Origin of the sequence: Stenotrophomonas sp. 3diitr2024 (genome assembly GCF_042136455.1) — a bacterium.
Classification (GTDB): Bacteria; Pseudomonadota; Gammaproteobacteria; order Xanthomonadales; family Xanthomonadaceae; genus Stenotrophomonas; species Stenotrophomonas sepilia.
Window position 1 is genome coordinate 1 of sequence record NZ_JBHHMJ010000180.1, and the last position, 3,295, is coordinate 3,295.

The following is a 3,295-nucleotide window of genomic DNA, read 5'->3' on the forward strand; positions in this document are numbered from 1 at the left end:
CAGATCCCTTTCCTGCGGAAAGGGATCTGACCCCTGTTACAGGCGCACCAGCTCGATGCAATCCACCGGGCACGGCGGGATGCACAGCTCGCAGCCGGTGCACAGGTCGGCAATGACCGTGTGCATGTATTTGGCGCCGCCGACGATGGCGTCCACCGGGCAGGCCTGGATGCACTTGGTGCAGCCGATGCAGTCGGCTTCGACGATCAACGCCACCTGGGCCGCCTTGTGCTCGCCGCGCGAACGATCGAACGGAATCGCCGGTACGCCGAGCACCTGTGCCAGCGCCCGTGCACCGGCGTCGCCACCCGGCGGGCAGCGGTCCACACCGGCCTCGCCACGTGCCATTGCCTGCGCGTACGGGCGGCAGCCGTCATAGCCGCATTGCCCGCATTGGGTCTGCGGCAGCAGGCGGTCGAGGCGTTCGGTCAGGGGCGGGATCAGGCTCATGCGTGGCGAAGGCTGCGCGTTGGGTTATTTCAGGGGCTTGCCGCGGAACCAGCGCTCGTGGGCCAGCGCCAGCATCGGCTTGTCTTCGGAACTGTCACCGTAGGCATGGATGCGCACGTAGCGCGACAGATCGAACTGGCGGCGGATGTGCTCGACCTTGCGCGGGCCGCAGTCGCCACCAGCGTAACGGCCGGTCAGGCGGCCGTCCTGGCTTTCCAGCCGGTTGCAGATCAGCTGCAGGCCCAGCTGCTCGCACCACGGCCGCAGGTACAGGTCCAGCGAGCCGGACACGATCACGACGGTGTGCTGCTGTTCCTTGTGCCAACGGATCTGCTCCAGCATTTCCGGGCGCACCACGTCGGGCAGGAACTCGCGCGAGAAGCCTGCGGCCAGCGTGGCGATGTCATCGCTGTGGCGGTCACTGAAGGTCAGGCGGGTGACGCGTGCACGGATGCGTTCGGCCGAGATCAGCTTCAACCTGTACGCGGCCAGCCACGGCCCGACTTTCCACCATGCCTGTGCCAGCTGTTCGGCGGTGGCCACGCGGCGCAGGAAGCGGCCATAGGTATCGCAGGTGGTCACGGTGTGGTCGAAGTCGAACAGCGCCAGTTCCATTGCGTTGCTTCCCATCGCGTTGCCTCCCGGGGCCGGAGCTGCCGGCGGGCGTGGCCGTAACCACGCCCGCTGCAGGCATCAGCGAACCGGCATGCCCGGCTGCGCGCCGCTGTCGGCGTCCAGCAGCGCCAGTGCGCCACCGTCGAAGCCGGCCGACAGGATCATGCCTTCGCTCAGGCCGAAGCGCATCTTGCGCGGGGCCAGGTTGGCGATGAATACCACGCTGCGACCCACCAGCTTCTCCGGTTCGCCGTAGCTGCCACGGATGCCGGAGAAGATCTGACGCTTGCCCAGCTCGCCGGCGTCCAGTTCGAAGCGCAGCAGCTTGTCCGAACCTTCCACGAACTCGCAGACCAGCACCTTGCCGATGCGCAGGTCGAGCTTGGCGAAATCGTCGATGCCGATGTAGGCCGGCGCGTCGGCGCTCTTTGCTTCGTCCTTGGCCGGGGCCGGGGCCGGGGCGGCCGGCTTGGCAGCGGGGGCAGCGGCAGCCGCCGGCTGCAGGGTGTCCTTGGAGGCGTCGATCATGGCGTCAATCTTCTTCGGGTCAATACGGGTGAACAGCGGGGTGTACTCGGTGATGCGGTGTTCCAGCAGCGGTTGCGCCAGCTCGGTCCAGTCGTTCACCGGCGCGGCCAGGAAGGCCTCGGCCTGCGCGGCGGTGGCCGGCAGCACCGGCTTCAGGGCGGTGACCAGCACGCGGAACAGGTTCAGGCCCTGGCTGCACACGGCCTGCAGCTGCGCATCGGCGCCTTCCTGCTTGGCGATGACCCACGGCTTGACGTCGTCGATGTAGCGGTTGGCTTCGTCGGCCAGGGTCATGGTCAAGCGGATCGCCGCAGCCGGGTCGTTGCGCTCGTAGGCTTCACGGATCGGCGCCAGCCCATCGACGAAGCGCTGGTACTGCGCCGCGTCGGGCAGCTGAGCGGCCAGCTGGCCGTCGAAGCGCTTGCTGATGAAGCCGGCGCAGCGGCTGGCCAGGTTGACGAACTTGCCGACCAGGTCGGCGTTGACGCGGGCGATGAAGTCGCCCAGGTTCAGGTCGAGATCGTCGACGCCACCGCCGGACTTGGCGGCGTAGTAGTAGCGCAGCGCTTCCGGCTCCAGGCCGGCATCGAGGAAGGTACGGGCCATCACGAAGGTGCCGCGCGACTTGCTCATCTTGGCGCCGTCCACGGTCAGGTAGCCGTTGACGTGCAGGCGGGTCGGCGCGCGGTGGCCGGTTCCGTGCAGTACCGCCGGCCAGAACAGGCCATGGAAGTTGACGATGTCCTTGCCGATGAAGTGGTGCAGTTCGGTGGCGGTGCCGGCACGCAGGTGCGCTTCGAAGTCCTCACCGATCCTGCCGCACAGGGTCTGGAAGCTGGACAGGTAGCCGATTGGTGCATCCAGCCAGACATAGAAGTACTTGCCCGGCTGGCCGGGAATCTGGAAGCCGAAGTACGGCGCATCGCGCGAGATGTCCCACGCGCGCAGGCCACCCTCGGCATTGAGCCACTCGCCCAGCTTGGCCTTCACGCCCGGCAGGGCGACATCGCCGGCCAGCCATTCGCGCAGGAACGCATCGAAGTGACCCACCTCGAAGAAGAAGTGCTCCGAATCGCGCATTTCCGGCGTGGCACCGGAGATGACCGAACGCGGTTCCTTCAGGTCGGTCGGTGCGTAGGTCGCGCCGCAGACTTCGCAGTTGTCGCCGTACTGGTCGGGACTGCCGCAGTTCGGACAGATGCCCTTGACGTAGCGGTCGGGCAGGAACATGCCCTTGGCCGGGTCGTAGAACTGCGCGACCGAACGGCGGCTGATGTGGCCGGCCGCTTCCAGCTTCAGGTAGAACTGCTCGGTCAACGCCTTGTTGGCCGCCGAATTGGTCGAGTCGTAGTGGTCGAAGGCCACGCCGAAGGCGGCGAAGTCACGTTCGTGGCTGGCCTGGATGTTGGCGATGAAGGTTTCCGGGGTGACCCCGGCCTTTTCCGCGGCCAGCATGATCGGTGTGCCGTGAGTGTCATCGGCGCAGACGAACCAGGTCCTGCCGCCGCTCATTCGCCGCGCACGTACCCAGATGTCAGCCTGGATGTAGCCGACCAGGTGGCCCAGGTGCAGCGGGCCGTTGGCGTAGGGCAGGGCGGTGGTGACGAGCGCGGTACGGGTCATGGTCGCGGGTGGATCCGAGGGGAACCGCAGATTATCGCATGCCCGCAACGACGTGACCCGGCCGGGGCCGGGTCTCAGT

At 67.2% G+C, this 3,295-nt stretch carries 3 protein-coding genes; all 3 read right to left on the reverse strand.

From position 1 onward, the window contains the following. Positions 1-36 precede the first annotated feature (36 nt). Complete coding sequence (rnfB, locus tag ABGA94_RS04265) at positions 37-450, reverse strand: Rnf electron transport complex subunit RnfB (RefSeq protein WP_005418154.1); 414 nt, start codon at positions 448-450, stop codon at positions 37-39. 24 nt (positions 451-474) lie between these two features. Next, positions 475-1,065 carry an HAD family hydrolase gene (locus tag ABGA94_RS04270; RefSeq protein ID WP_005418147.1) on the reverse strand — a complete coding sequence of 197 codons (591 nt, stop codon included), beginning with the start codon at positions 1,063-1,065 and terminating at the stop codon, positions 475-477. Positions 1,066-1,143: 78 nt separating this feature from the next. Then, entirely contained in the window at positions 1,144-3,216 is a 2,073-nt protein-coding gene (gene metG, locus ABGA94_RS04275) for a methionine--tRNA ligase (RefSeq protein ID WP_375366487.1), read from the reverse strand. Positions 3,217-3,295 lie beyond the last annotated feature (79 nt).

Coding starts and splice junctions, on each gene's coding strand:
- metG (WP_375366487.1), bottom strand. CDS start 3,216: ATGACCCGTACCGCGCTCGTCACCACCGCCCTGCCCTACGCCAACGGC.
- ABGA94_RS04270 (WP_005418147.1), bottom strand. CDS start 1,065: ATGGAACTGGCGCTGTTCGACTTCGACCACACCGTGACCACCTGCGAT.
- rnfB (WP_005418154.1), bottom strand. CDS start 450: ATGAGCCTGATCCCGCCCCTGACCGAACGCCTCGACCGCCTGCTGCCG.